This window comes from Rhodococcus maanshanensis NBRC 100610, assembly GCF_001894865.1.
Lineage (GTDB): Bacteria > Actinomycetota > Actinomycetes > Mycobacteriales > Mycobacteriaceae > Rhodococcus_G > Rhodococcus_G maanshanensis.
Genome location: NZ_BCXA01000017.1, coordinates 134,540 through 158,270 on the forward strand (window position 1 = coordinate 134,540; position 23,731 = coordinate 158,270).

Annotated in this window: 20 protein-coding genes and 1 tRNA gene; 14 read left to right on the top strand and 7 right to left on the bottom strand. The window is 70.3% G+C overall.

Features of this window, described 5'->3' with window-relative positions; all coding sequences use genetic code 11:
- Nucleotides 1-74 precede the first annotated feature (74 nt).
- From RM1_RS09780 to RM1_RS09790, 3 genes are read left to right on the top strand one after another with little or no spacing between them, the layout of a single operon-like run.
- On the top strand, nucleotides 75-443 hold the full coding sequence (locus RM1_RS09780) for a YciI family protein (protein WP_027499826.1): 369 nt from the start codon (nucleotides 75-77) through the stop codon (nucleotides 441-443).
- Nucleotides 440-1,714: an RNA polymerase sigma factor gene (locus RM1_RS09785; RefSeq protein ID WP_092667844.1), complete on the top strand. Its 1,275-nt coding sequence runs from the start codon at nucleotides 440-442 to the stop codon at nucleotides 1,712-1,714. Before RM1_RS09780 ends, RM1_RS09785 begins: the two co-directional genes overlap by 4 nt.
- Nucleotides 1,715-1,738: 24 nt before the next feature.
- Nucleotides 1,739-2,533, top strand: coding sequence for a TetR/AcrR family transcriptional regulator (locus RM1_RS09790; RefSeq protein WP_072751100.1), 795 nt, complete (start codon nucleotides 1,739-1,741; stop codon nucleotides 2,531-2,533).
- Here RM1_RS09790 and RM1_RS09795 read toward each other — a convergent pair.
- Entirely contained in the window at nucleotides 2,515-3,498 is a 984-nt protein-coding gene (locus RM1_RS09795; protein WP_072751130.1) for an endonuclease/exonuclease/phosphatase family protein, read from the bottom strand. The two genes, RM1_RS09790 and RM1_RS09795, sit on opposite strands and share 19 nt — an antisense overlap.
- Before the next feature lie 79 nt (nucleotides 3,499-3,577).
- Nucleotides 3,578-4,819, bottom strand: coding sequence for a PucR family transcriptional regulator (locus RM1_RS09800; protein ID WP_218019689.1), 1,242 nt, complete (start codon nucleotides 4,817-4,819; stop codon nucleotides 3,578-3,580).
- Nucleotides 4,820-5,066: 247 nt separating this feature from the next.
- Here RM1_RS09800 and RM1_RS09805 point away from each other — a divergent pair, with 247 nt between their 5' ends.
- Nucleotides 5,067-5,912, top strand: a complete 846-nt coding sequence (locus tag RM1_RS09805) for an alpha/beta fold hydrolase (protein WP_425528701.1) — start codon at nucleotides 5,067-5,069, stop codon at nucleotides 5,910-5,912.
- Entirely contained in the window at nucleotides 5,909-6,490 is a 582-nt protein-coding gene (locus RM1_RS09810; protein WP_027499821.1) for a DUF4203 domain-containing protein, read from the top strand. The genes RM1_RS09805 and RM1_RS09810 overlap by 4 nt, the downstream gene beginning before the upstream one ends.
- Here the strand turns inward: RM1_RS09810 and RM1_RS09815 are convergent.
- Together RM1_RS09815 and RM1_RS09820 are read right to left on the bottom strand one after the other, a co-directional pair.
- Complete coding sequence (locus RM1_RS09815; protein WP_072751102.1) at nucleotides 6,463-7,797, bottom strand: MFS transporter; 1,335 nt, start codon at nucleotides 7,795-7,797, stop codon at nucleotides 6,463-6,465. The genes RM1_RS09810 and RM1_RS09815 overlap by 28 nt on opposite strands.
- 10 nt (nucleotides 7,798-7,807) lie before the next feature.
- A complete protein-coding gene (locus RM1_RS09820; RefSeq protein ID WP_072751132.1) occupies nucleotides 7,808-9,016 on the bottom strand; it encodes an amidohydrolase family protein in 1,209 nt (402 codons plus the stop codon).
- 61 nt (nucleotides 9,017-9,077) lie between these two features.
- Between RM1_RS09820 and RM1_RS09825 the strand changes: the two genes are divergently transcribed.
- From RM1_RS09825 to lysA, 6 genes are all read left to right on the top strand, one after another.
- A complete protein-coding gene (locus RM1_RS09825) occupies nucleotides 9,078-10,451 on the top strand; it encodes a glutamine synthetase family protein (protein WP_072751103.1) in 1,374 nt (457 codons plus the stop codon).
- Nucleotides 10,452-10,540: 89 nt separating this feature from the next.
- Nucleotides 10,541-11,119 carry a PadR family transcriptional regulator gene (locus RM1_RS09830; protein WP_072751104.1) on the top strand — a complete coding sequence of 193 codons (579 nt, stop codon included), beginning with the start codon at nucleotides 10,541-10,543 and terminating at the stop codon, nucleotides 11,117-11,119.
- Nucleotides 11,116-13,146, top strand: a complete 2,031-nt coding sequence (locus RM1_RS09835) for an NADPH-dependent 2,4-dienoyl-CoA reductase (RefSeq protein ID WP_072751105.1) — start codon at nucleotides 11,116-11,118, stop codon at nucleotides 13,144-13,146. Before RM1_RS09830 ends, RM1_RS09835 begins: the two co-directional genes overlap by 4 nt.
- A gap of 17 nt (nucleotides 13,147-13,163) precedes the next feature.
- Nucleotides 13,164-13,967 carry a mycolate reductase gene (gene cmrA, locus RM1_RS09840; protein WP_072751106.1) on the top strand — a complete coding sequence of 268 codons (804 nt, stop codon included), beginning with the start codon at nucleotides 13,164-13,166 and terminating at the stop codon, nucleotides 13,965-13,967.
- 384 nt (nucleotides 13,968-14,351) lie between these two features.
- A complete protein-coding gene (locus RM1_RS09845) occupies nucleotides 14,352-15,374 on the top strand; it encodes a beta-ketoacyl-ACP synthase III (protein ID WP_072751107.1) in 1,023 nt (340 codons plus the stop codon).
- Between the two features lie 104 nt (nucleotides 15,375-15,478).
- Entirely contained in the window at nucleotides 15,479-16,822 is a 1,344-nt protein-coding gene (gene lysA, locus RM1_RS09850; protein WP_072751108.1) for a diaminopimelate decarboxylase, read from the top strand.
- Here lysA and RM1_RS09855 read toward each other — a convergent pair.
- Together RM1_RS09855 and sigJ are read right to left on the bottom strand one after the other, a co-directional pair.
- On the bottom strand, nucleotides 16,819-18,009 hold the full coding sequence (locus RM1_RS09855; protein WP_072751109.1) for an NAD(P)/FAD-dependent oxidoreductase: 1,191 nt from the start codon (nucleotides 18,007-18,009) through the stop codon (nucleotides 16,819-16,821). The two genes, lysA and RM1_RS09855, sit on opposite strands and share 4 nt — an antisense overlap.
- A gap of 80 nt (nucleotides 18,010-18,089) precedes the next feature.
- Complete coding sequence (gene sigJ, locus RM1_RS09860) at nucleotides 18,090-19,031, bottom strand: RNA polymerase sigma factor SigJ (protein ID WP_072751133.1); 942 nt, start codon at nucleotides 19,029-19,031, stop codon at nucleotides 18,090-18,092.
- 160 nt (nucleotides 19,032-19,191) lie between these two features.
- Here sigJ and RM1_RS09865 point away from each other — a divergent pair, with 160 nt between their 5' ends.
- On the top strand, nucleotides 19,192-20,826 hold the full coding sequence (locus RM1_RS09865) for an AMP-binding protein (RefSeq protein ID WP_072751110.1): 1,635 nt from the start codon (nucleotides 19,192-19,194) through the stop codon (nucleotides 20,824-20,826).
- Between the two features lie 63 nt (nucleotides 20,827-20,889).
- Here the strand turns inward: RM1_RS09865 and RM1_RS09870 are convergent, their stop codons facing one another.
- Nucleotides 20,890-22,728 (bottom strand): helicase HerA-like domain-containing protein, encoded by a 1,839-nt coding sequence (locus RM1_RS09870; RefSeq protein WP_072751111.1) that lies wholly within the window; start codon nucleotides 22,726-22,728, stop codon nucleotides 20,890-20,892.
- Nucleotides 22,729-22,846: 118 nt separating this feature from the next.
- Between RM1_RS09870 and orn the strand changes: the two genes are divergently transcribed.
- The gene (gene orn, locus RM1_RS09875; RefSeq protein ID WP_072751134.1) at nucleotides 22,847-23,446 is read left to right on the top strand and encodes an oligoribonuclease; all 600 of its coding nucleotides are present in this window, start codon (nucleotides 22,847-22,849) and stop codon (nucleotides 23,444-23,446) included.
- Nucleotides 23,447-23,534: 88 nt separating this feature from the next.
- Nucleotides 23,535-23,607 (top strand) — tRNA-His (locus RM1_RS09880).
- Nucleotides 23,608-23,731: the final 124 nt, after the last annotated feature.

Sequence of the window (23,731 nt, forward strand, 5' to 3'; positions counted from 1 at the left end):
AGAGAAACGGCAACCCGCGACGACCTGTATGCGAGACGTGCCAACCGGGGCACCCGAACGAAGGAGAAGGCTCCGTGAAGTACCTGCTGATCATGCAGATCGACCCCGAGGTGATGGCGGCGCTGTCCGAGGACGACCGGAACGCGATCATGACCGGACACGGCGAGTTCATCAAGACGATCCAGCAGTCCGGCGAGATGGTCATCACCCAGGCCCTCGCGGACCCCGCGAACAGCACCGTCGTCCGCACCCGCGACGGCGTTCCTGCCGTGACCGACGGCCCGTATCTCGAGGCCAAGGAGTACATGGGCGGGTATTACATGGTGGACGTGGAGAACAAGGAGCGCGCGATCGAACTCGCCATGCAGATCCCCGACACGAAGATCGACGGCCTCGCCATCGAGGTTCGCCCTGTCATGTTCTCGGGCGGGCCGGACATGTGACGACCGACATCACCGCGTTCGAGGACCTGCTGCGCCGCAGTGCGCCGCAGGTCCTCGCGCGGCTCGTCCGCAGGCACGGCCAGTTCGATGCGTGCGAGGAGGCCGTGCAGGACGCGCTCCTCGCGGCCGCCGCTCAGTGGCCACTCGAGGGTGTTCCGCTGGATCCGACCGGCTGGCTACACACCGTCGCACGACGTCGGCTGATCGACTCGTGGCGAAGCGAGCACGCGCGGCGGGCGCGCGAGGAACTCGCCGCCGCGCAGACGCCGGACCACCAACGGACGGCTCCCGACGCGAGCCAAGGCACACCGGGGCACTCGGACGACACGCTCTCGCTCTTCTTCCTGTGTTGCCACCCGCGCCTGTCGTCACCGTCGCAGATCGCGCTCACGCTCCGCGCGGTCGGCGGACTCACGACCGCGCAGATCGCCCGCGCGTTCCTCGTCCCCGAAGCGACCATGGCACAACGGATCAGCCGGGCCAAGCAGCAGATCACCAAGGCAGGCGCCGAGCTCTCGATGCCGCCCGAGCCCGAGAGATCGGGACGCCTGGAGGTGGTCCTGCACGTGCTCTACCTGATCTTCAACGAGGGATACACCGCGACCTCGGGCGGCGATCTGCAGTGCGAAACCCTTGCGACCGAGGCGATCCGGCTCACCCGCCTGGTGCGCGCCCTCCGCCCCGACGGCGGCGAGGTCGCCGGGTTGCTCGCGCTGATGTTGCTCACCGACTCCCGCCGCGGTGCTCGCACCACTGGAACCGGCGCCATGATCCCGCTGGCCGACCAGGATCGAACGCTGTGGGACCACGCCCTCATCGACGAGGGTGTGGCACTGATCAGCGAGACACTGGCGCACTCCACCGTGGGGGCCTATCAGCTCCAGGCGGCCATCGCCGCGGTGCACGCGGAGGCCCCCGACACGGCACGGACGGACTGGCACCAGATCCTCATCCTGTACAAGATCCTCGACCGGGTCGCACCGAACCCGATGGCGACCCTCAACCGTGCCGTTGCGACCGCGATGGTCCACGGTCCGCAGGCGGGCCTCGCCCTCCTCGCCGAACTCGACACCGACAAACGCATCGCGGGCCACTACCGCATAGATGCGGTCCGTGGACACCTGCTGAGAATGGCCGGTGACCACGCAGGCGCCAGGACGCACTACCTGTCGGCGGCCAAGCACACCCTCAGCGTCCCCGAACAGCGCTACCTCGAATCCTGCGCCGCCCAGCTGGCGGCCCCGAACGACCGGCGCCGCGGACCGAGCTGACGGGCAAGCGAGGAGAATGTCCCCGTGACGTCAAAAAAGGAGGGGCCCTCCGATCCGGCCCGCACCCTCGACCTGCTGTGGGGGTTGGGCGGGAAGGCAGGGCGTAAGGGCCTCACCGTCGAGGCGATCGTGGCCACGGGCATCGAGCTCGCGGACGCCGAGGGCCTGGACGGGGTCTCGATGAGACGCGTCGCCGACCGGCTCGGTTCCGGCGCCATGTCGCTGTACACGCACGTACCGGGCAAGGACGACCTGGTCGACCTGATGCACGACAACGTGCTCGGCGGCCTCTACGCGGACCTCGACGAACCAGCAAGGGCCGAGGGCGGATGGCGCGGCGGCCTCGAGTTCATCGCGGCGCGCAACTGGGACCTCTACCAGCGCCACCCCTGGATGCTCCAGCTGGTCGGGATGCGTCCGGTCCTCGGCCCGAACACCGTCCGCAAGTACGAGGCCGAGCTGCGACCGCTGGACGGGATCGGCCTCTCCGACATCGAGATGGACTCGGTCCTGACGCTGGTGCTGACCCATGTGGTCGGGACCGCCCGCCTGCTCGTCAGCGTCGCCGCGACCGCGGAGAGATCCGGGCTGACCGACGCGCAGTGGTGGGACATCGTCTCGCCGACCCTCGAACGCCTGATGGATCCCGCGGAGTTCCCGGTGTCCGGGCGGGTGGGTGAGGCGGCCGGGACCGAGTTCGAGTCCACCGGCGATCCGGTTCACGCGCTCCGATTCGGGCTCGGCCGCATCCTCGACGGCGTCGCGGTCCTCATCCGCGAACGGACGGGGTCGAAACCGGGTCAGTCGGAACCGGAGTGATCGTCGGGCTCGCGCAGATCGATCTCCGCGACCACGCCCCGGTGATCCGACCCCGGCAGGTCCACCGCCTCCGCGTTCACCGCGACCGCCCCCGTGACCAGGATGTGGTCGATCCCCAGCACCGGGGGCCACCAGCGGTCCGCCGGATAGGTGCGCAGGACACCGGCACCGGACTGCTCCGCCGCGTCGCTGTACCCGTCGCCGATCAGCGCGCGGAACTGCGCGTGATCGTAGGTAGCGTTGAGATCGGCGCCCATGATCACCGGTTCGCCGCGCCCGCGGAGATCCTGCAGGATGTCGCGTACCTGTCCCATCTCCTCGGACCACGTCGTCGTCTGCGGCCGGGGCCACGGCGGCAGCGGGTGCGCCGCGACCGCCACGAAGGGCCGCTGCTCGGGCTCGTGCACCCGAACGGAGACCATGTTCAGCACGAAGCCCATGTGCTCGGTCTCCTCGGTGATCGGGTGACGGCTCCAGATCCCGGTCCCGCCGCCGCCCCACTCCATCGGTCGCAGGTACCGGTACGGCAGCTCCTCGTCCAGGCCGGCGGCGCCGAGCCGTGGGATCGCACCGTCGGTCAGCTCGTTGACCGTCAGCACATCGACGCGACGCGAGCGGACCTGCGCGACAAGGGCTTCCGGATCACCCTGACCGAACAGGATGTTCGCCTGCATCACGGTCAGCTCGGGGTCTCCGCCCTGGGCACGGTCGCCCAGGTACAGCGGCAGCTGCGTCCACGCCGCGGCAACCACCACCACCGCCGCGACCGCGGTCCCGACCCACCGGCGGGCGCAGGCGAGCGCGACGAGGCCGACCACCCCGCACACCATCAGGAACGGCGCGAACGACGCCAGCACGACGAGCACGGTGATCGTCGAGCCCAGGTGGTGCGCGAGGACGCCCACCGCGGCCGCCAGCACCGCCGCCCATCCGAGTGCCGTCGCCGCCCACCGAACCCACCGCATCGAATCCCCCTCGAGGTCGCGGCGCCGGATCGCCGCCGAGCCCTCCACTATGCCCGAGGCGGACCGCAGGGCTCTCCGCTCAGCCGAGCGCCCTTCGCGCCGCCAGCGCCGCCCCCACGTGCGGGAGGTCGGCGGGGTCAGCCGGGTTCAGCCCCGTCAGCTCGGCGACGCGCCGCATGCGGTAGTCGACGGTGTTGGCGTGTACCTGCAGCGCCGTTGCCGTGGCGCGGCGGTTCAGTCCGCTGGCCACATAGGCCTCGAGCGTCTGCATCAGCTCGGGCCGCGCGACCAGCGGCTCGAGCAGGCCCGCCAGTTCGGGGTGTGCGGGGCTGGGCCTGCTGAGCTGATACTCGAGCAACACGTCGCGCAGCCGGTACAGCCCGGGCGGGCGACCCGACCGCGAGATGAGCGCGATGATCTCGGCCGTCTGTTCAACCGCCGCCGGCACCTCGGCCGGCGTCGCGACCAGCGCGGCGGCCCGGATCTCGGTGCCGACCACCGCCTGTGTTCGCGAGATCATCCGTTGCAGCGCGTCCCATTCCGGCGGGTTCCCCTGGCACGGGATCAGGGCCGTTCCGCCGCCGCTGTCGATGACGGTGAGCGCCGGCTCCCCGGTGATCCGGTCCAGCTCGGCCTGCAGCCTGCGCAGCTTTCGCCTGCCCGCCACCGTGCCGCTGACGCCCTCGCCGCGCTCGTCGGCATGCTCCCCGATCGACAGGCTCATCGCGAGATAGTGCGGGGCGAGGCGGAGCCCGGTCCGCTGCGCGATCGCGTCGAGGGGCTCCCCCGCGACCAGCGCGGCCATCAGCGAACGGCGACCGGAGTTCTCCTGACTGTCCATGATCTGGCGCTCCTCGAGGTACGACGAACTCACCTCGAGGGTCAGCTGACGCAGGAAATCGAGCACCATCACCATGATCGTCTGCACGTCGCCGATGTCGCCGGGTTCCGCGTCGGCGAACAGCTCCTGGGCCGCCATCCCGATCCCGACGTGGTACGCGTGCAGCACGGCATCGAGGGGGACGCCCTCCTCCGCGCGCCTGGCCGAGGAGTTCCGCTGCTCGACGAACTCGGCCTTGCGCCCGGGGCGGCGCTCACGGACGAGCGTCGCGAACAACTCCATGTTGTGGTGCACGATGACCGCGATCTCGCCCTGCACCACCTCCTGCGGCAGCTGCTTGTAGATCGGCAGGTCGTCGACGAGGCGCTCGATCACCGCGGCGGTCAGGTCGGTCGCTGCGGCGTCCAGCCAGTTCGCCACCGACCGACCGGCGATTCGCAGGGGCTCGTCATCGCGGACCCCACCATTGGCAATCGTCACAGTTCACTCCCCGATATCCCCTCGGTACCACGCCGGGTCACCTGGTACCAACTGATACTTAGCATGCTTCCGGAACGGGACGAACCGGATCGGCCGATGCGCTCACCTCATCGTCACAAACCCCGGGCTCCACGGCCGAGGGGTCACGACCGGGGCCACCACGAATGTCGCCCTTTTCGAGGCCCGAGCGGTAATCTCTGCCCATACCGGGCATGCAACGACGAGCGTTGAGGGACAAATGGATTCCGTGGACGATCGTACTCACTCCGCAGTGACCGTCGGCGGGCTCACCTTCGAGGTCGAGGAATCCGGTCCCGTCGGTGGATCCCCGGTCGTGCTGTTGCACGGCTTCCCGGAGACCTCGGCCTGCTGGCGCCCGCTGACGCCGCTGCTGACCGCGGCCGGCCTCCGGGTGATCGCGCCGTCGCAGCGTGGCTACTCCCCCGGCGCGCGACCGGTCGGCGTCGAGCACTACGCGCTCGAGCTGCTCGGCGCCGACGTGCTGGCCCTGATGGACGCCACCGGGATCGCGTCGGCGCACCTGGTCGGGCACGACTGGGGCGCGGTGGTCGCCTGGTGGATCGCCGCGTACCACCCCGAACGCGCCGAGACCCTGACCGCGGTGTCCGTTCCGCACCCCTCCGCGTTCGGCTGGGCGCTGCGCGAGGACGCCGACCAGCAGAAGCGGTCGCGCTACATCGGTGTCTTCCGGGACGGTCAGGTGGCGGAGAAGCTGCTGCTCGACAACGACGCCAAGCGCCTGCGCGCGGTGTACGGCGACCTCGACCCCGACCAGGTCTCCGAGTACGTGCGGGCGTTCACCGAGCCGGGCGCGCTCACCGCCGCGCTGTCCTGGTACCGCGCCATGCGCTCCGACTTCGGCGGCATCCCATCGGTCCGGGTGCCCGCCACCTACGTCTGGGGCTCCGAGGACGAGGCGCTCGGCCGCGCGGGCGCGCAACGGTGCGGCGAGTTCGTCGATGCCCCTTACCGTTTCGTCGAGCTCGACGGCGTCGGCCACTGGATACCGGAACAAGCACCCGATGCGCTGGCCGAAGCGGTCCTCGCGCGAATCGAAGGGAACGAGAGATGAGCGGGATCGCAGTACTGCTGGTCGGTGCGCTGTTGTGCTTCTACGGCATCCGATCACTGCACCTCGCGGTGCTCGCCGCCGGCTTCGGCCTCGGCTGGCTGATCGCGGACCTGTTCCACGCCTCGCTGGCGACGCTGTTCCTGTTCGCGCTCGTCGGCGCGCTCATCTCGTGGGTGGTCACCACGTTGGTCTTCAAGTTCTCCGCCTACTTCATCGGCGGCCTGACCGGCGCGATGGCGGGCGCGAAACTCGCGGAGGTGGTGCAGCGCGGCGACAACAACTGGGCTGTCAGCGCGATCGTGATCATCGCGGTCGCGGTCGCCGCCGCCTTCCTCGCCGACAAGTACCGCGCCAGGGCGCTGCTGTGGCTCACCTCGATCGGCGGCGCGAGCATGATCCTGGCCGGCCTGGGGCGCACCACCGACGCCCTCGCGTTCCTGCACCAACCGAACCCGGGTTGGGAGCAGGTGACCTCGACCCTGCTGTGGATCGCACTCTCGGTGGCCGGCTGGATCGTGCAGCGGCGCCTGTTCCCCGAGAAGCTCGGGATTCAGACCGACGAGGGTTCCCGCCGGTAGTCGCGCTCGGGCGCCCGCACCGGCAGTACCGCCGCCAGCCCGAGTCCGAGCACCACGAGCAGGCCGACGATGCCGGCCCGGTCGCTGGCGAAGGCCCACGCGAACAGCCCGAACAGGGTCGGTGCCAGGAACGAGACCGCCCGGCCCGTGGTCGCGTACAGGCCGAACATCTGCCCCTCCCTGCCGTTCGGGGTGATCCGCACGAGGAAGGTCCTCGACGCCGACTGCGCGGGGCCGACGAAGACGCACAGCAGCAGCCCGAACACCCAGAACGCCACCGGACCCGAGACCACCAGCAGGATCGTGCCGGCCACCAGCATCGCGGCGAGCGAGGCGACGATGACCGTCTTCGGCCCGAGGGTGTCGTCGAACCGCCCGGCCGCCAGAGCCGCGACACCGGAGACCACGTTGGCGGCCACGCCGAAGAGCAGCACGTCGGACGCCGCGATGCCGTAAACGTTGACCGCCAGGACCGCTCCGAAGGTGAACACCCCGGCCAGCCCGTCGCGGAAGAGCGCACTGGCGAGCAGGAACCCGACGGTGCGTCGATCCGCCGCCCACAGCTCCCTGAGGTCGCGCCAGAGCACACCGTAGGAGGCGAAGAACCCCGCTCGGGCGGCCGCCGGATCCGCCTCCGCGCGGGGCAGCTCCGGCACCGTGACCAACACGGGAATCGCGAACGCCGCGAACCACAGTGCCGCCACCAGCGCCACCATCCGGATGTTGAATCCCCCGTCGGTGCTCAGACCCAGCAGTCCTCGGGTGTCGCCGTCGCCGGCGATGAACCCGAAGTAGCAGACCAGAAGCAGCACGATGCCGCCGAAATAGCCCATCGCCCACCCGAACCCGGACACCCTGCCGACGTTCTCCGGCGTGGACACCTGGCGCAGCATCGCGCTGTAGGGCACCTCGGCGAGCGTGAACAGGACCGAGCCGATGCCGAGCAGGGCCAACCCCGCCCACAGGAATTCGTACCTGTCCTCGACCAGGAACATCGCCGCCATCACGACCACCACCGCCGCCGTGAGGAGGGTGAGTGAGCGCCGCCGGTGCCCGGTCGCGTCCGAGCGCTGCCCGGTGACCGGCGCCAGGACCGCGATCAGCAGGCCGGAGGCGCCGAGCGACCAGCCGAGCCACGTGCTCGCCGAGATCGAGCCCGGCAGGTCGTCGCCGACCGCGTCGGTGAGGTAGACGGAGAAGACGAACGTCACGATCACGGCGTTGAACGCGGCCGAACCCCAGTCCCACAGTCCCCACGCGAAGACCTGCCTACGGGTGACGCCGGTGCCGATCGCCGCTTGGCCCATGACCGCGAGCCTAGGCGAGCGAACCGCGTCCGGCTCCCCCGTCGTCGAGACCGTATGCGCGGCGGGCGTTCTCCGCGGCGATCAGGTGCGCGATCCGCACGGCGTCCCGCTCGGACCAGGCATCGTCCTCGACTCCCTCGTCCAGGAAATCCGACAGCGCACGGCGGAACAGCGTGGCGCTGACGTGGAACAGCTCCGGCAGCCCGTAGCCGTCGGAGGAGAACAGCACCGACCCGAAGGGCGCGAGTTCGAGCAGTTCGGCCACCACCTGGCCCGCCCGGCTCCCGACGTTCTGCACCGCGAGGCCGACGTCGACGAAGACATGGTCGAACACCTGCGCCAGGCAGCCCGCGTGCCGATGGAAGGGGTAGGTGTGCAGCAACATGATCGGTACCCCGCCACCGGCCGTCGCGCGCAGCAGCGGCGCCAGCAGCAGCGGATCGCATCGGCCGAGATCCGCATCGGCGTCGCCGAATCCGGTGTGGAACTGGATCGGCAGACCGAGGTCGACGGCGGTCCAGATCAGGAACCGGATCAGGGTCTCGTCGGCCAGCCGGATCGGCGCTCCCCGTTCGATCGCGGCCGCCCACCGCGTGGCCGCGGCGGCCACCTCGTCGGCCGGCGGACGATCCGGGGCCAGGTCGAGGCCGACCCGGTACGCGGCGATCGATTTGAACGCGATCGCGGTCACCGCCGCGGACGTCAGGCGGTCCAGGCAGGCCTCCACGAAGTCGTCCGCGCGGTGGGTGGCGATCACCTCCTCCGCCACCGGCTCGAGCCGGGCGATCTCCCATGCCGACGCCGCGGCACAGGCGGCCAGCTCGTCCGGTGAGGTCAGTCGATCGGGCCGAAAGCCCGTGTCCACGAAGAACTCGGAGATCCCGGCGCCGCCCAACAGCCGCCGGGCCACCTCGTCGGAGCCGAGCTCGGCCCGCCGCGCGAGGTAGTCCTCGGCGGGCGCGTGCGGCGCCAGGCCGAGCAGCGGGCTGCACAGGCGCCGGACCGCGAGCCCGACCTGGGTGTCGAAGAGCGTCCCGTGCCAGCGGCCGGGCGCGTCGGCCTCGCAGAGCAGCGATTCGAACCCCGTCCGGTCGAGGGGGCCGCGCACGATCCCGTGGCAGTGGTGGTCGACGAACGCGATCTGCCCGACCAGTTCCTCCAGGCGCCGTTCGCCCGACCTCGAGGGCCGCGCAGACGTATCGTCTGAGGATCGTGCCATGACCGCCATTCTGCCGCTGAAAGACGATCGCCGCTGATCAGAGATGCGCGAAGGAGCCGCAATGGACCGGGACGAGCGTGAGCGGCTGGCCGCGGAGGCCGGCCCGGTGGCGGCCCGGCTCGCCGATCAGGGTGTGGTCGGCGTGGCGCTGACATGGGTCGACAACAGCGGGATCACCCGGATGAAGGCGGTCCCGGTCGATCGGCTTGCGAACGCCGCGGCGTGGGGCGTCGGCGCGTCGCCGGTGTTCGACGCCTTCGCGACCGACGATTCGATCATCGCGGGCCGCTGCGCGGGTGGGCCCGTCGGCGACCTGCGGCTGCTGCCGGACCTGAACCGGATCGTCGCCCTCGCCGCGCAGCCGGGCTGGGCGTGGGCGCCAGCCGACCGCTACACGCAGGAGGGGACGCGGCACCCGCAGGACGCGAGGGACGTCACCCGCCGCGCGGTCGCGGCACTGGCCGACGCCGGCCTGACCGCGAAGGCCGGTATCGAGGTGGAGTGGACCCTCGGGCGGGGCGGGGACGACTTCGTGCCCGCCACCCGCGGGCCCGCCTACGGGTTCACCCGGCTCGTCGAACACTCGGACTACCTGGCGGACCTGCTCGCCGCGCTGCGCGAACAGGGCGTCGCGGTGGAACAGATCCACCCCGAATACGCGGCCGGACAGTACGAACTGTCCGTCGCCGCCGAGGATCCGATCGGCGCCGCAGACACCTTCGTGCTGGTACGCGAGACGATTCGGGCGCTGAGCGCCGACAGGGGCCTGCGCGCCTCCTTCTCCCCGAAGGTGGTCGCCGACGGCGTCGGGAACGGCGGCCACGTGCACCTGTCCATCTGGCGCGGCGGGGTGAACCTGCACGACGGCGGCGACGGTCCCTGCGGCATGACCGACGCCGCGGAGTCCTTCGCGGCGGGCATCCTGCACCGGCTGCCCGCCCTGCTCGCCGTCGGCGCTCCCTCGGTCGCGAGCTACCTGCGGCTCGTCCCCGGCCACTGGGCGGCGCCGTACCAGGCGTGTGGACACGAGAACCGCGAGACCGCCCTGCGCCTGATCACGGGCAGCCGCGGCGACGAGGGCCGCTCGGCCAACCTGGAGGTCAAGGTCCTCGACCAGTCCGCCAACCCGTACCTGTGCATCGCCGGGCTGATCTTCGCCGGGCTCGCGGGCCTCGCCGAGCGGTCCCGCCTGCCCGCGCTGGTCGACGTCGACCCCGCGGGCCTGAGCGAGGACGAGCGGGCCAGGCGCGGGATCCGTGCGCTGCCGGACACCCTCGCCGAGACCACCGACGCGTTCGAGGCCGACACCGTGCTCGGCGCGGCGTTCGGGCCGGAGCTCGCGGCCACCGTCGTCGACCTCCGACGCGCCGAGGTGGCGCGCTTCGCCGACTCGAGCCCCGAGGAGATCGTGGCCGCGCTCCGCTGGGCCTTCTGAGCGCCCCGGCCCCGCGTTCGCGGCGAGAGGAAACCGCGCAGATATGAACTCAGTTGCATAGTCGCCTCGTTGCATAGATACTCGACCTCGTGGCACTCGAACACGCGCTGTTGGTCTCGCTCTCCGAACACTCCGGGTCGGGGTACGAGCTCGCGCGCCGATTCGACAAGTCCATCGGCTTCTTCTGGAGCGCCAGCCACCAGCAGATCTACCGCGTGCTCAAGCGCATGGACGAGGCCGGCTGGGTGGACGGCGAGACCGTCGGCCAGGACGGCCGCCCGGACAAGCGGGTCTACCGCGTCAGCGACGCAGGCCGGGCCGAGCTGCGGCGGTGGATCGCGGAGCCGACCGAAGCCGGGCACCTGCGCGACGAACTGGCCGTGAAGATCCGCGCCGCGTCCTTCGGCGACATCAACGATGTCCGCGCCGAGGTCGGCAGGCACCGCGACGACCACGCCAGGCGGCTCGAGGTCTACCGGCTGATCGAGAAGCGCGACTTCCCCGTGCCCGACCGGCTGTCCGGCACCGAACTGCACCAGTACCTGGTCCTGCGCGGCGGCATCCGCGTCGAGGAGGGCTTCACCGCCTGGTGCCAGGAGGTGCTCGATGCGCTGCACGCCGACCCAACCACTCCAGCCCGAGTCCGATCCGAAAGGCCGCCCACGTGAGCAACCCGTACCCGAACCTGTTGTCCCCGTTGGACCTGGGCTTCACCACGCTCCGCAACCGCGTGGTGATGGGCTCGATGCACACCGGGCTCGAGGACCGCACTCGTGACATCCCGAAGCTCGCCGCCTATTTCGCCGAGCGTGCCCGCGGCGGCGTCGGCCTCATCATCACCGGCGGCTACGCACCGAACCGCACCGGCTGGCTGCTGCCCCTCGGGGCCAAGCTCACCACCCGCAAGGCGGCGAAGCTGCACCGCGAGGTCACCGACGCCGTGCACGCCGAGGGCGGCAAGATCGCCCTGCAGATCCTGCACGCGGGCCGGTACTCCTACCAGCCGCTGAGCGTGTCGGCCTCCTCGATCAAGGCCCCCATCAACCCCTTCCGGCCCCGGGCGCTGACCGGCCGCGGCGTCGAGAGCACCATCGACGACTACGTGCGCTGCGCGCAGCTCGCGCAGTCCGCCGGCTACGACGGCGTCGAGATCATGGGCGGGGAGGGCTACTTCATCAACCAGTTCCTCGCGGCCCGCACCAACAAGCGCAAGGACAAGTGGGGCGGCAGCGCCGAGAACCGGCGCCGGTTGGCGGGCGAGATCGTGCGCCGCACCCGCGCGGCGGTCGGGCCCGACTTCATCATCGTCTTCCGGCTGTCCATGGCCGATCTCGTGGAGAAGGGCCAGACCTGGGACGAGATCTCCGCGCTGGCGACCGAACTCGAGGACGCCGGCACCACGATCATCAACACGGACATCGGCTGGCACGAGTCGCGGGTGCCCACGATCGTCACCTCCGTGCCGCGGGCCGCGTTCGTCGAGTTCACCGCCAAGGTCGCCGCGGCCGTGTCGATCCCGGTCTGCGCGTCGAACCGGATCAACATGCCGGAGGTCGCCGAGGAGATCCTCGCCCGCGGCGACGCCGAGCTGATCTCGATGGCCCGGCCGATGCTCGCCGACCCCGAGTGGGTCAACAAGGCCCAGACCGACCGCAGCGACGAGATCAACACCTGCATCGCCTGCAACCAGGCCTGTCTCGATCACGCGTTCGTCCGCAAGAACGTCTCCTGCCTGCTCAACCCGCGTGCCGGCCGCGAGACCGAGCTGGTGCTGGCACCGACCAGGCGGGCCAAGAACGTGGCCGTCGTCGGAGCAGGGCCCGCCGGCCTGTCCGCGGCCCTTGGCCTCGCCCAGCGCGGCCACACCGTCGAGCTCTTCGAGGCGGGCGACGAGATCGGTGGCCAGTTCGGCATCGCCCGCCGGATCCCCGGCAAGGAGGAGTTCGCCGAGACGATCCGCTACTACACCCGCCAGCTGGAGCTGACCGGGGTGAAGGTGCACCTGGGCACCAGGGTCGATGCCGGCCGGCTCGTCGACGGCGGGTACGACGAGGTGGTCCTCGCCACCGGCGTGACCCCGCGGATTCCGAGCATCCCCGGTATCGACCACGCCAGCGTGCTCTCGTACGCCGAGCTCGTTCGCGACGGCAGGCCCGTGGGCGAGCGCGTCGCGGTGATCGGCGCGGGCGGCATCGGCGTCGACGTCTCCGAGTACCTCACCCACGCCAGCTCCCCCACGCTCGACCTGGAGGAATGGAAGCGCGAGTGGGGCGTCACCGATTCCGACACCGCCGCAGGCTCGCTCACCGCACCCGTGACCGAGCAGTCGCCTCGCGAGGTGTACCTGCTCCAGCGCAAGCCCGGCCAGATCGGCGCGCGACTCGGCAAGACCTCGGGCTGGGTGCACCGGGCCGCCCTGAAGAAGAAGGGCGTGCATCAGATCTCGGGTGTGAACTACGAGCGGATCGACGACGACGGGCTGCACATCACCTTCGGCGAGAAGCGCGAACGACCGCAGGTGCTCGCCGTCGACAACGTGGTGATCTGCGCGGGTCAGGAATCGGTGCGTGAGCTCGCAGGCGACCTGGCCTCGGCCGGGGTGACGACGCACGTGATCGGCGGCGCCGATGTCGCGGCCGAACTGGACGCCAAGCGGGCCATCGAGCAGGGCACCCGGCTCGCGGCGGCGATCTGACCCGCTAGCCTGAGCCCGTGAGCCTGCCTACCCCCACCCCTGATTCCCGCGCGGTCGTGACCGGCGCCTCCTCCGGCATCGGTGAGGCGCTGGCCACCGACCTGGCCGCGCGCGGCCACTCGCTGATCCTGGTGGCCCGGCGCGGCGACCTGCTCGAGGCGCTGGCGGCGAAGCTGACCGCGGCGCACGGCGTCGAGGTCGAGGTCCGCGCGGTCGACCTGTCCGATCGAGATCAGCGCGGCACCCTGGTCGACGAGCTCGCCGGGCGCCCGATCAGCATCCTGTGCAACAACGCCGGGATCGCCACGTTCGGCCCGGTGTCCGAGCTGGACCCCGCCTACGAGCGGGCCCAGGTCGAGCTCAATGCCGTTGCGGTGCACGACCTCACGCTGGCCGTGCTGCCCGGGATGATCGCACGGGACTCCGGCGGCATCCTGATGGTCGGATCGGCGGCTGGCAACATGCCGATCCCGAACAACGCCACCTACGCGGCCACCAAGGCGTTCGTGAACACCTTCTCGGAGTCGCTGCGCGGTGAACTCACCGGCACCGGCGTGCACGTCACCCTGCTCGCCCCCGGCCCGGTCCGCACGGAGATCCCGGACCCGGCGGAGGCGTCCATCGTCGACAAGCTGGTTCCCGATTTCTTCTGGATCTCCAGCGAGTACACCGCCAAGCTGTCGCTGGACTCGCTCGCGAAGAACAAGATGCGCGTGGTGCCGGGCATCCTGAGCAAGGGCATGTCGGTGGCGGGCCAGTACAGCCCGCGCGCGGTGGTCGCGCCGATCGTCGGCACCTTCTACAAGAAGCTGGGGGGCTAGCGGCCCCCCACGGCCGACGCTCCTTCCACCCTGCGCCGGGAACTCCGGAAACACACCGCTTCAGAAGATAGTTCGGCTAAGTTCACGATTACGCCGGACAATCGGCGATGACGAAAGTCGGAGGACACCGTGGAATTTGTTGGCTCTGTCGCCGGTATCGCACAGATGGTCATCGGCACCATCCTCGCCAACACCGGATCGGGAGGTTCCGGCTCCGGCTGGTGAGCCCACGACCGGATTCGGCTCGATACCCGCGAGCCGAATCCGGTCGACGCATCTGTCGCACCAGGGGGTGGTCGCCGCACCCTAGGGTGCCTATCGTCGGGCCCGGCCAGGACCGACGCTGGAGCGGCAAGGAACATCCGCCGCCTCAGGAGATGAACGATGGCCGCCCCGATCACCGCCACCACCGGCTCACCGCACAGCGCGATCGTCGGTCTGGGGGTGTACCGCCCGTCCCGCGTCGTCGACAACGCCGAGATCTGCCGGAGTATCGACTCCACCGACGAGTGGATCCAGACCCGCTCCGGGATCAAGGCCAGGCGGTTCGCCGGGCCGGAGGAGTCGATCCTCGAGATGTCCGTCGCGGCGGGCCACCGAGCGCTGGCGTCGTCCGCGGTGGCGGCCGAGCAGATCGGCTGCGTGATCGTCGCGACGTCGACCTACCTCTACCAGTCCCCCGCCGCCGCCCCGCAGATCGCCCACCGACTCGGCATCTACGGCGCCGCGTTCGACGTCTCGGCCGGGTGCGCCGGCTTCTGCCATGCCCTGGCCGTCGCCTCCGACATGGTCCGGGGCGGCAGCGCGGAGCACGTACTGGTAATCGGCGTCGAGCGGATGAGCGAGTGCCTCGACATGACCGACAGGACAACCGCGTTCATCTTCGCCGACGGCGCGGGGGCAGTGGTGGTGGGACCGTCGCAGAGCCCGGGGATCGGACCGGTCGAGTGGGGCTCGGACGGGTCACAGTCGAACGCGATCTGCCAGGCCCCGTCCTGGGATGTCTACCGCGACGATCCGACCGGGCCGCGGCCGACCGTCAAGTTCGACGGAAGGGCCGTGTTCCGTTGGGCGGCATTCGAGATGGAGAAGGTGGCAGGGGCCGCGTTGGACCGGGCGGGCGTCCCACCCGAGCAGCTGGACGCCTTCATCCCACACCAGGCGAACCTCCGGATCACCGACATCATCGCCAAGCGGCTGGCGCTCTCGCCCGATGCCGCCGTCGCGCGCGACATCGTCGACGCAGGCAACACGTCGGCGGCCTCGGTCCCCCTGGCGATGGACACACTGCTCCGAACCGGCGAGGCCCCCGCCGGCGGCACGGCGCTGCTGATCGCGTTCGGGGCCGGGCTGTCCTACGCCGCACAGGTGGTCAGGCTGCCCGCAAAGTTCGATTCGTCAGCATGACGTCAAGCCACGACCGATCGGCGTCAAGGTCGCGTCAGGGGCCGCGGCACGGCGCCGGAACGCGAGTACTCCGGAGGGTGAACCATCACCCCTAGGAGAACCCGGTGACCCTTCTCGACATCTTCCCGTCGCTCCGCTCGGCCATGTCCCCGCGGCTCGATCCCGCGGTATGGCCGATCAACACCCACCACGACGAGCACGGACGGATCACCGTCGGCGGCGTCGCGTTGTCCGATGTCGCCGACCAGTACGGAACACCGAGCTACGTGATCGACGAACTGGATGTCCGGCACCGCTGTCGCACCTACCGCGAGATCTTCCCCGAGGCCGAGATCGCGTACGCCGGAAAGGCGTTGATGACCCGGGCGCTCGCCTCCTGGGTGAGCCAGGAGGGGCTGGCCCTCGACGTGTGCTCGGCAGGGGAACTGACCATCGCCCTCTCGGCGGGCGTCGACCCGCGCCGAATCATCATGCACGGCAACGCCAAGACCCCCGCCGAACTCACCGCCGCGATCGACGCGGGCGTCGGCCGCATCGTCATCGACTCGTACACCGAGATCGTGGTCCTCGGCTCGGCGCTCGACCACAAGCAGGACGTCCTGGTCCGCGTGACCCCGGACATCGACGTGCACGGTCACCGCGCGGTCCGGACCGGCGTCGCGGACCAGAAGTTCGGGTTCCCCATCGACCACGGCCAGGCGGATGCCGCGATCAAGCGGGTGCTCGACCAGCCGCACCTGAACCTGATCGGGCTGCACTGCCACCTGGGGTCGCAGATCACCGATCCCGAGCACTTCGGCGCCGCGGTGCACCGGATGATCGCCCAGATGGCGCAGGTGTACCACGATCACGGACTGATCCTGACCGAGCTCAATCTCGGTGGCGGCCATGCGGTCTCGTACGGGTTCGACGACGTGCCACTGGACCTCACCCAGCTGGCCTCGACCGTCGAGGACGCGCTCGACGAGGCCTGCGCGCGGCACCGGTTCCCGCGGCCGAAGATCACCCTCGAACCGGGCCGCGCCATCGTCGCCAGGTCGGGGGTGACGGTGTACCGGGTCGTGTCCGTCAAGCACATCGAGGGCGGGCGCACCTTCGTCTGCGTCGACGGCGGCATGAGCGACAACCCCCGAGTCTGCCTCTACGCGGCCAGGTACAGCGTTGCCCTGGCCAACCGGCATCCGGTTGGCGCCCAGGTCCCGGTCACCGTCGCGGGACGGCATTGCGAATCGGGTGACGAACTGGCGGTCGACGTGCCGCTGCCCGCGGACGTGCGTCCCGGCGATGTGCTGGCGATCCCCGGCACCGGCGCCTACCACCACGGCCTCGCGTCCAGCTACAACTCGGTTGGCAGGCCGCCGATCATCGCGGTGTGCAACGGCTCGGCCCGCGAACTGATCCGTCGCGAGACCATCGACGACCTGCTCCGAAGGGAATCCTCGCTCTAGCCGCGTCGCGGGGTGACGAGGTCGGTCTCCACTTCGCCGGTTGCCACGACGTGTCGGCGGCGGCTCGGCATCAGCATGGTCGGGTGGCCGATGCTCCAGGCCGCGCCTGCGCAGACGAGTTCCTTGATGCGCGCGGCGGCCCTGCCCGTGACGGCGGTGGACTTGGCCTGATCGTCGGGGGTCACGAGCTGGATGATCCCATCACGGCGCCCCAGGCTGATGCACTGGAAGTTGTAGCCGATCGTGGTCTCGGGAACCTTGCGACCGGTCAGACGTGCGGCGAGGGCATCCGCGGCCTGCCACGCCATCGGTCCGCCCGAGGCACAGGACATCCGCAGCGGTTTGCCGCCGGCACCCTCGGCGAGCGCGGCGTCGCCGACGGCGTACACCTCGGGGTGCGAGATCGAGCGCATGCTGGCGTCGACGACGATCTGCCCGGCATCGGAGACCGTCAGCTCGGTGGCGGCCGCGATCGGGTGCACGGCGAAGCCCGCGGTCCACACGGTCAGCTCGGCCGGGATCTCCCTTGCGGCGCCGTCGATCACGGCGCTCGCGGTGACCCGCGTGACGTCGAGGTGCTCGTGGACCGTGATACCGAGCCGGTCGAGGGTACCGTTCAGGTGACGCTGGGCCTTCTCGCTCAGCCAGTCGCCGACGCCTCCTCTGGCGGCGATCGAGACCGCGAGATCCGGGCGGGACTCGGCGATCTCGGTGGCCGCTTCGATACCGGTCAGGCCGCCTCCGACGACCACAACCGTTGCACCGGGCGCCAGTTCGCTCAACCGCGCCCGCAGCCGCAACGCGGCCTGCTTTCCCGCGACACTGTGCGCGTACTCGGCGACACCGGGGACGCCGTGGTCGGCACCGGTGCTCCCGAGGGCGTAGACGAGGCTGTCGTAGCCGAGGGTCTCGTCGCCGCCGAGATCGACGGTCTTGCGACCGACGTCGACCGCGGCGACCCGCGCGATCCTGACCTGCACACCGGTGCCCGCGAAGACCTCGCGCAGCGGGCGGGGGCGCAGCTCCTGGCCGCTCGCGAGCTGGTGCATGCGCACCCGTTCGACGAACTCGGGGTCGGCGTTGACGAGGGTGATCTGGACGTCGTCGCGGTGCAGCCGCTTCGCAAGACGACCGGCGGCGGTGGCTCCGGCGTACCCGGCTCCGAGGACGACAATGCGGTGCTTCATGGCTCGCTCCTATCGGTGTGGACTCACCTCCTGAACCGGACAGGCGCGCCATCCCTGACACGAAGCGTGTGTGATGTGGGTCACCGCGTCACATCGAGGGGGCTGTGCGGGCCCTCGGCCAGCCACTGGCGGGTGATGCGATCCAGCTTCTCGGGGTTGACCTGGATGTGGACCGCCGCGATGCCGTCCTGCGTCGCTTCGAGGTCGAGGACGGCGATGACCCGCTCACCGACCTGCGCCAGCACGCCGGGACCACCGTTGACCGTGCAGGCGTAGAACACCGGATCGCCACCGACGTAGCGGCGCTTGGCATCGGTCAGGTGGAACACATGGCTCAGGTAGCGCGCGATGTCGAACGCACCGAGGACCGGCGTCTTGCGGGCCGGGATCCGGCCTCCGCCGTCGGCGACGGCGACCGCGTCGTCGGCGAGCAGACGGATCAGCGGGTCGGTGTCACCACTGAGGACCGCGGCGAGGAATTCCTCGACGATCCGCCGCGCGGCGACCGCGTCGACCGTGGTGCGGGCACGCCCGGCGACGTGCTGCTTGGCCCGCCGGTAGATCTGCTGACAGTTCGACTCGCTGAGGTCGAGGATCTCGGCGATCTCGCGATGCGGGTAGCCGAACGCCTCGCGCAGCACGTAGACCACGCGCTCGTTGGGCGAGAGCCGCTCCATGAGCGTGAGCATCGCGAGGGAGACCGACTCGCGCTGCTCGGCGGTGTCGGCCGGACCGAGCATCCGGTCCCCGCCCAGGACCGGCTCCGGAAGCCACTGCCCCACATAGGTTTCCCGCCTGGCCCGCGCCGAGGTGAGCTGATTGAGGCAGAGATTAGTGAGCACCTTCGTCAGCCAGGCCTCGGGCGTCTCGATCCATTCCCGGTCCGCGGCATGCCAGCGCAGGAACACATCCTGCACCGCGTCCTCGGCATCCCCTGCGGACCCCAGCATCCGGTAGGCGATCGCCTCCAGACGACCCCTGAAGCCCTCGAACAGATCGGCCTCATCGGCACTGAGTGTCATCGCCCCATGGTCGGCCATGCCCCAGCCGGTGTCCACCCGCCGGTCATCGATCACCGGCGTGAGCCGTCGGGTACCCATTGGCATCATCCTTACCGCCGAGTAAGTTACCGGGGGGCTGTGGCCGCCGCCATACACCCCAGAGCCAGGAGGACCCGCCGAGATGCCGAGCGTTACCGGAGCAACCGACCTACTCAAGGGACTCGTCCCCGTCACCAAGGCAGGCATCGTCGGCCCGATGGGCCCGAGCAGGCTCGCAGGCGTGGTCTCCGCCTGGTTCCAGTGGGACTTCACCGCGGGTGGCCTGCTCGCGGTGGCCGCACGCCGCGACGGCGACCGCATCGCCGTCATCGACGACCGCGGGCCGATCAGCTACCGGCAGCTCGACGAGGACGCCCGCGCACTCGCCGCCGCGCTGCACGGGCGTGGGCTGCGCGAACGCGGACGGATCGGCATCCTGGCCCGCAATCACCGCGGCTTCCTGATCGCGATGGGCGCGTCCGCCCGGCTCGGCACCGACCTGGTGCTGCTGAACACCGGGGCGTCGACCACCCAGCTCGCCGAGGTGCTGGCGGAGCAGAAGATCGACTGGCTGCTGGTCGACTCCGAGTTCACCCCGCTGCTGACGGACTCCGCCCCGGATGTCGCGGTCTTTGCCGACGCGGAACCCGCGGAGGCCCCCGCGGACACGGACCGGGTTGGCTTCGAGGATCTGCTCGCCGGCGGGCGGCGGAGCACCGCGCCGCTGGCCCGCCGCCCGAGGCGTGGCCGGATCGTCGTCCTCACCTCCGGCACGACGGGCACCCCGAAGGGTGCGAACCGGCCGGAACCGCGCAGCTGGATGCCCGCGTCCGCGCTGCTCTCCCGGCTCCCCCTGCGCAGTGCCGAGACGACCGTCGTCGCATCGCCGATCTTCCACACCTGGGGCCTGGCCGCCGCCCAGGTGGGCCTGGCCCTGCGCTCGACCATGGTGCTCGCCCGCCGGTTCGACCCGGCCGCCACCGTCGCCCAGATCGCCGAGCACCGCGCCGCCGCGCTGTGGGTGGTGCCGACGATGTTGCAGCGGATCACCGACCTGCCGGCAGGCGACCGGGACGCCGATCTCTCCACGCTGCGGGTGATCGCCGCCAGCGGCTCGGCGATCCCGACCGGGGTGGTGCACAAGACCTTCGAGGTGTTCGGGTCCGTGCTGTACAACTTCTACGGCTCCACCGAGGTGAGCTGGGCGTCGATCGCGCAACCGCACGAGCTGCGTGCGCACCCCACCACCGCCGGTCGTCCCCCGCTCGGGACCGTCGTGCGGATCCTCGACGATCGCGGCAACGAGGTGCCGCACGGCACCGTCGGCCGCGTGTTCGTCGGCAACGGGATGCTGTTCGAGGGCTATACCCGCAGCGGGAGCGAGAAGGAGATCAGCGGCGGACTGATGTCCACCGGCGACCTGGGGCACTTCGACCCGAGCGGCCTGCTGTTCCTCGACGGCCGCAGCGACGACATGATCGTCTCGGGCGGCGAGAACGTCTACCCACGCGAGGTGGAGAACCTGCTCAGCGAGCTCCCAGGGGTGCTGGAGAACGCGGTCGTCGGCATCGACGATCCGGAGTTCGGCGCGCGGCTGGCGGCCTACGTGGTTCGCACCGACGACCCCGACGGCGCGGGCCTGACCGAGGACGGGATCAAGTCGCACGTGAAGGCGCACCTGGCCAGGCACTGCGTCCCGCGCGAGGTCGCGTTCCTCGACGAGCTCCCCCGCAACCCGGCGGGCAAGGTGGTCCCCCGCCTGCTCCCGAAGAGCTAAGGCGGCTGCGCCGCCTGTGCGCGGTTGACGAGTCCCTGGACTCGTCAACCGCGCACGGGTGCGTCAGCGCTTGCGGCGGCGACCGGTGCCGAAGATCGAGCGCGAGATCTCGCGGCCGGCAACGGTGGCCGCCGAGCGCAGGAAGCTCTTGACCGCCTGGTTCTCCATGATCCGTTCCACGGCGCTCGGCTCGTCCGGCGGCGGGGGCGGCAGGTCGGGCAGGTCCGGCAGGGCGGGCGGCAGGTCGATACCGTCCGCGTTCGGCGCTCCGGACACGCTGGCCGTCAGCTTCTCGTAGGCGGATTCCCTGTCGATGGTCTGGCCATACTTCGCGTGCAGCGGGCTCGCGACGGCCGCCGCCCTGATCGCCGGCTCGCCGATGGTGTCCATCAGCGAACGAGGCGGCGGGATCTTCGTCCAGGCCACCGGCGTCGGCGCGCCCTTCTCGGACAGCACGGTCACCACCGCCTCTCCGATGCCGAGCGAGGTCAGCGCCTTCTCCAGGTCGTAGTGCTCCGTCTTCGGGTAGGTGCGAACCGTCTTGTTCAGCGCCTTCTGGTCGTCAGGGGTGAACGCACGCAGCGCGTGCTGGATCCGGGCACCGAGCTGCGAGAGCACGTTGTTGGGCACGTCCGTTGGCAGCTGGGTGCAGAAGAAGACACCGACGCCCTTCGAGCGGATCAGCTTGACGGTCTGCTCCACCTGCTGCAGGAACGCCTTCGACGCGTCCGCGAACAGCAGGTGCGCCTCGTCGAAGATGAAGACGAGCTTGGGCTTGTCCACGTCGCCGACCTCGGGCAGCGTCTGGAACAGATCGGCGAGCACCCACATCAGGAAGGTGGAGAACATCACCGGCCGGGCCGCCTGCGCACCCAGCTCGAAGAGCGTGATGACGCCCTTGCCGTCCGGGCCCACCCGCAGCAGGTCCTCGGTCTCGAGTTCCGGCTCGCCGAAGAACGTGTCGCCGCCGTCCGCCTCCAGGTTGACCAGCGCGCGCAGGATCACGCCCGCGGTCGCCGAGGAGACCCCGCCGATGCCCTTGAGGTCGGCCTTGCCCTCGTCGGAGGTCAGGTGCGCGATGACCGAGCGCAGGTCCTTGAGGTCGAGCAGCGCGAGGCCCTGGGTGTCCGCCCAGTGGAAGATCAGCCCGAGCGTGGACTCCTGGGTTTCGTTGAGCCCCAACACCTTGCTCAGCAGGATCGGCCCGAAGCTGGTGATGGTGGCGCGCACCGGGATACCGATGCCCTCGGTGCCGAGCGAGAGGAACTCGACAGGGAACCCGGTCGGCGCCCAGTCCGAGATGCCGGTCGAGACGGCCCGCGCGACCATCTTCTCGCTCGACTCACCCGGCGCGGAGAGCCCGGACACGTCGCCCTTGACGTCGGCCATCACCACGGGCACGCCCGCGGCCGAGAGCTGCTCGCAGATGCCCTGCAGCGTCTTCGTCTTGCCGGTGCCGGTCGCACCCGCCACCAGTCCGTGCCTGTTGATCGTGGCGAGCGGGATCCGGACGCGCGCAGCGGGATCCACGACGTCGTCGATGATCACCGTGCCGAGCTCCAGCGCCGCGCCCTCGAACGCATAGCCCGCGGCGATCTCCTGCGCCGCCGGATTCGGTGCGGGCGCTGTCTCGGCCGCAGCAGGAGCTGCGGGTGCTGCGTCGGCCGCAGGAGCCTCGGCAGGAGCGACCTCGACCGGCGCCGGCTTGGCCGGGGTCTTCGCCGCATGGATCCGCGCGGCCTCGGCGGCTGCCTGCTCCGCGGCCTGCGCCGCCGCCAGCGCCTCCGCCGCAACTCGGGCGGCCTCCTCGGCGGCGGCCTTGGCCGCCTTGGCCTTCTCCTCGAGCGATACCGAGTCCACCTGTGGAGCGGATTCGCCGGATGAGGTTGGATCCACCGTCATTCATGCCCTCCTCGGAGCGACAAACGTCTTCGGATGTGTCCGCCGCCGCCCAGCCGAGTGGGCCCGCGAAGCGACCAGTTGACCTTAACCCGACCATCGGCTGACTACTGTGTTCCTGGTGCAGGACAAACTTGTGTGGATCGATTGCGAAATGACCGGACTGCGGCTCGGCACGGACAAGCTGATCGAGGTGGCCGCGCTGGTCACCGACAGCGATCTCAACGTGCTCGGAGACGGTGTGGACATCGTCATCCACGCCGACGACGCCGCGCTGGCCGACATGCCCGACGTGGTCAAGGAGATGCACGAGCGCTCCGGGCTGACGGAGGAGGTGCGGCGGTCCACGGTGACACTCGAGGAGGCCGAGCAGCAGGTGCTCGCCTACATCCGCGAGCACATCCCCACCGCAGGCACCGCGCCGCTGGCGGGCAACTCGATCGCCACCGACCGCGGTTTCCTCGCCAGGGACATGCCCGCGCTCGACGAATACCTGCACTACCGGATGATCGACGTCAGCTCGATCAAGGAGCTGTGCCGCCGCTGGTATCCCCGGATCTACTTCGGCCAGCCGGAGAAGGGGCTCGCGCACCGGGCGCTGGCGGACATCCAGGAATCCATCCGCGAGCTCAAGTACTACCGCCGGACCGCGTTCGTCGCGGATCCCGGTCCCTCTACCGGCGATATCGCCGCGGTCGTCGAGGATCTGGTCGCCGAATAGATATCGATTGGCATTCCGGCGACGAGTCAGGCTAATATCGTGCACGCCGCTACGGAGCAGCCCGCGAGGGTGAAACCTGACGGCGATGGTGACTGTAGTTCAGTTGGTAGAGCACCAGGTTGTGATCCTGGCTGTCGCGGGTTCGAGTCCCGTCAGTCACCCGAAGGGAACGCCCCCCGACTCCGGTCGGGGGGCGTTTTCCGTTTCCGGGGCATTGCACGCCTCCCCTGACCCGGCAGACCGGTCCGTAGGACGCGAAGGGCCCCGCCACCCTGATATGAACTG

Excerpts from the sequence above, each read along its gene's own strand:
- RM1_RS09795 (WP_072751130.1), bottom strand. The coding sequence starts at position 3,498 with ATGCGGTGGGTTCGGTGGGCGGCGACGGCACTCGGATGGGCGGCGGTG.
- RM1_RS09810 (WP_027499821.1), top strand. The coding sequence starts at position 5,909 with ATGAGCGGGATCGCAGTACTGCTGGTCGGTGCGCTGTTGTGCTTCTAC.
- RM1_RS09815 (WP_072751102.1), bottom strand. The coding sequence starts at position 7,797 with ATGGGCCAAGCGGCGATCGGCACCGGCGTCACCCGTAGGCAGGTCTTC.
- RM1_RS09820 (WP_072751132.1), bottom strand. The coding sequence starts at position 9,016 with ATGGCACGATCCTCAGACGATACGTCTGCGCGGCCCTCGAGGTCGGGC.
- RM1_RS09825 (WP_072751103.1), top strand. The coding sequence starts at position 9,078 with ATGGACCGGGACGAGCGTGAGCGGCTGGCCGCGGAGGCCGGCCCGGTG.
- RM1_RS09845 (WP_072751107.1), top strand. The coding sequence starts at position 14,352 with ATGGCCGCCCCGATCACCGCCACCACCGGCTCACCGCACAGCGCGATC.
- RM1_RS09855 (WP_072751109.1), bottom strand. The coding sequence starts at position 18,009 with ATGAAGCACCGCATTGTCGTCCTCGGAGCCGGGTACGCCGGAGCCACC.
- sigJ (WP_072751133.1), bottom strand. The coding sequence starts at position 19,031 with ATGACACTCAGTGCCGATGAGGCCGATCTGTTCGAGGGCTTCAGGGGT.
- RM1_RS09865 (WP_072751110.1), top strand. The coding sequence starts at position 19,192 with ATGCCGAGCGTTACCGGAGCAACCGACCTACTCAAGGGACTCGTCCCC.
- RM1_RS09870 (WP_072751111.1), bottom strand. The coding sequence starts at position 22,728 with ATGACGGTGGATCCAACCTCATCCGGCGAATCCGCTCCACAGGTGGAC.